Origin of the sequence: Anaeroplasma sp. (assembly GCF_034179385.1) — a bacterium.
Classification (GTDB): domain Bacteria; phylum Bacillota_I; class Bacilli_A; order Acholeplasmatales; family Anaeroplasmataceae; genus Anaeroplasma.
In genome coordinates this window covers 1-3239 of sequence record NZ_JAXFPY010000058.1, presented here as the reverse complement: position 1 = coordinate 3239, position 3239 = coordinate 1, and the positions used below count along the sequence as shown (strand labels likewise).

General features: G+C 35.4%; 3 protein-coding genes. All 3 read right to left on the bottom strand.

From position 1 onward, the window contains the following. Nucleotides 1-212: 212 nt before the first annotated feature. The 3 genes from SPJ17_RS03755 to SPJ17_RS03745 are packed head-to-tail and all read right to left on the bottom strand — an operon-like array spanning nucleotide 213 to nucleotide 3214. Complete coding sequence (locus SPJ17_RS03755; RefSeq protein ID WP_321092883.1) at nucleotides 213-1286, bottom strand: hypothetical protein; 1074 nt, start codon at nucleotides 1284-1286, stop codon at nucleotides 213-215. A gap of 3 nt (nucleotides 1287-1289) precedes the next feature. Then, on the bottom strand, nucleotides 1290-2369 hold the full coding sequence (locus SPJ17_RS03750; protein ID WP_321092881.1) for a hypothetical protein: 1080 nt from the start codon (nucleotides 2367-2369) through the stop codon (nucleotides 1290-1292). A 32-nt stretch (nucleotides 2370-2401) separates the two neighbouring features. Further along, nucleotides 2402-3214 (bottom strand): hypothetical protein, encoded by an 813-nt coding sequence (locus SPJ17_RS03745; RefSeq protein ID WP_321092880.1) that lies wholly within the window; start codon nucleotides 3212-3214, stop codon nucleotides 2402-2404. Nucleotides 3215-3239: the final 25 nt, after the last annotated feature.

The following is a 3239-nucleotide window of genomic DNA, read 5'->3' as shown; positions in this document are numbered from 1 at the left end:
TGTACGGTTGCATTCGAATAGTTCTTCCACCACGCATACGTTGCTGTTGTGAAGGTTAGTGCGGTACATGTTAGTGCACATACGCCCATGATCGTTTTTCTTAAGAGCTTCATAATACCTCCTTTACTTTTTATTTCAGCTATGCTGATTTTGACATGGGGAGTTCATGTCATTTATTTAAATAGCCTTTGGCTATCTAAAGCAAATTTAATTTAAGCTTCTCGAAGGTTAAACTCAAGTCCACACTTTAGCTTTGCGCCTTCAACGGTAGTGCCGATTAGGTAATCTGCATCCCAGCCCTCAAGCCAAATGTAAACGGTAATATGTAGTGTATCTTGAGTAGTGAATGAACCAACTCTTTGGCCATTCCAATTCCCTTCTGCGTCTTTAGTACCATAATTCGATTTGGTATTAAATGCTTCGCCATCTTTTGCTCCTTGAACATTCTTTAGCTTGTTATCACTCGTATCTAATTTATCCTCTACAAGTGTACCATTGCTAAATGGATATCTAGGGAACAATACATTATAATAATTTATCATGATAGATGAATAAGGATCGTGTTTTGCATCCGTCTTTCCTTCGATTGCTGCTGAACCTAAGTCATCTTCATCAACGACTTCATAGACAGAGAGTTTATTCGTCTCGTCTTCATTGTAAATTCCCATACGCATTGCGTTTGCTACATTCTGTTTAAGCTTCATTCCTTGCGTATAAGAGGTCTTTTTATACTTGCCCTGTTCATTTAGAGTATAAGTATTAAAACTGTTATATAGCTCAACTTCAGATGTTGGGGCAGATATATACGTTCTTTCACCAAAGGATAATTCAAAATTGGTTGCGGAAGTTTCTGTATTTAATGCCTTAAAATATAAAGGAAATTTGATGTAATCCTTGTTTGGTATGGCACCCTTAAAGTCTCTACTGTAGGTATCTGTTGTGCTATCGTAATCTATAAATTCCTTTGTGAAATTTAGACCATATTCATCAACTACTGCATTACCTGATTCATGCTTTACGGTAGTACCAATAATTCTATTTTTGTCGAATTCTTCAACTGAGCCTGCGATTAAAACTTTTAATTGCTCAGAAGTAATATCTTGGCTGAAATTTTTACCATCTAGTGAGATAAGTAAACCTTCCTGACCTTGAACCTCAAAATCAAATTCTTCTACTACTACATTATTGCCAATTAATACATAGGCAAATGTTGTAGCGGTTAAGGATACGGCTAGGGCTAAGGATGCTATCCCAGATAAAATTAACTTAAGTGTTTTTTGTTTCATACTCTATCCCTCCACCTTTGTGAAATTTAGGAAGAAGCGAATAGAATTTGTATCTACACCTTCTAGATAATCTGCATCAAATCCATCTAACCAAACATAGAATGTAGCAGTTACAATATTATAATTGCCTTCTGAATCTCTTGTGAAATTACCTAAGGATTCTAAACCATCAAAATTCTTAATTGTTTCAACATACTCTGTTGTATAATCTCTTAAATATAGATCCGCGCTTTGATGAGTATTATTGAAATAAGTTACCATTGGATTCGTATTCGGATCATGTAATCCCTCTGGTGCATTCAAGTATGCACTAGAGCCTAATCCTTCATTGAGCTCATAAATCTTATTTATATTTCCAGCAACTCCAATTCGCATTGCATTTGCTGGGTTGACTTCAATTTCATCTCCAGATTTATATAGACCAAGCACACCCGTAGGCCCAAGAGGTCTTGTATCCTTAGATTCTAATACCTTAAGCTCATTATGAAGTGGAATGGTTGAAGTATCACCCTTAATGTAGGATACACCCATTCCTTCATCATGATCGCTATCCGCAAATATTAATTTATAGGAATCCTTTGGATCATTCGATGATGGGATCGCTCTAAAATATAAATCAAATTTAAGATAAGAAGCTGTCGCTTTCTTTTCTGTTAAATTCACTGGCATATAATATGCACCATCAATATATTCTTTTGGATCTTCTACTGCATAATCTACGGTATTGTAGCCCCAGAAATTCCAATTGGAATCTGGTGATACAGGAGATAAGCTTGTAGCTCCATAGGAATGAACCTCTTCCTCAGTTAATTCAGCATAGGTCTTATCCTCATCATTTACTAGATTATATCTTTGAAGTGCGATTGCCTTAGTTAATTGACTCTTTGTGATGGTATCATAATAATTTATACCATCTACAGAGATTTCAAGTCCTTCTTCTGTGTGAAGCCTGATTGTGAATTCCTCAGTCCACGCATTTGCATTCTTTGCAAACCACGCATAGGTAGTTGAGGTTAGACAAACGGCTGTTGCACAAGCTGCAGCAAGGCCCATGATTAACTTTCTTGCTATATTACTTTTCATACCTCAACCTCCTTTACTTGGAATTAAAGTAATTACATTGATACGGCAATGGTCATATCAAATTTAATCGTACCACTAAATAATTCATTACCAAAATATGTGGAATCAGGATCATCACCCTCAAGCCAGAACATAACGGAATATTTTACATAATCCATACCATCACCATAACCAATATTGATTTGTTGGTTATTAAATACTGTACCTTGGGAATTATTTGCTGAATCAACAAATGGATTCGGTGTTAGGATATATCTTGGATAATCAATACTTGTAATCACAGGCTTTACAGCATCATTTTTATGAAGCTCATCCGAAACTTTCTGTGCTCTATCAAGTGAATCAGGCTTCTGATAAACCTGTGGGTCACTCACATTGTATGTTTCATAATAAGTTAATACACGAACGATTTCATCTAAATACCTTGTTACATTCGAATATTTTAATGTAACATTGACACCAACACCACCAGATACTGATGTATTAATTATATAAAATGTATAAATATATAAGGAATTGTTATCATGATTTGTTAAACCAGGTGTTGAGCAAAGCTTTCTTAATGTTTGATAATCCGCCTGTAAGAAGTATTCTGGTGAATAATCATTCATCTCATCCATACCTTCTACAGTTAAGCTTGGCTGGTAACTTTCTTTATTATCTAATTCTGTTGTTACTGCAATAGATTTTGAAATATCACCAGATTGTGCTCGAATTACGAACTGTCCTGCTTGCTGTCCAAGCATCATAGCCATGATAATCAAGGCAGCCGCAACAAATAACAAAATCAATAGTGCCATTTTAAAGAAATTCGATTTCCATAAGGATACAAGTTTTTTTGGCATCTAGGCTACCTCCTTCGTCATTTTA

Bases quoted from the DNA above. Each gene is read 5' to 3' on its own strand.
- SPJ17_RS03755 (WP_321092883.1), bottom strand. From the start codon at position 1,286: ATGAAACAAAAAACACTTAAGTTAATTTTATCTGGGATAGCATCCTTA.
- SPJ17_RS03750 (WP_321092881.1), bottom strand. From the start codon at position 2,369: ATGAAAAGTAATATAGCAAGAAAGTTAATCATGGGCCTTGCTGCAGCT.
- SPJ17_RS03745 (WP_321092880.1), bottom strand. From the start codon at position 3,214: ATGCCAAAAAAACTTGTATCCTTATGGAAATCGAATTTCTTTAAAATG.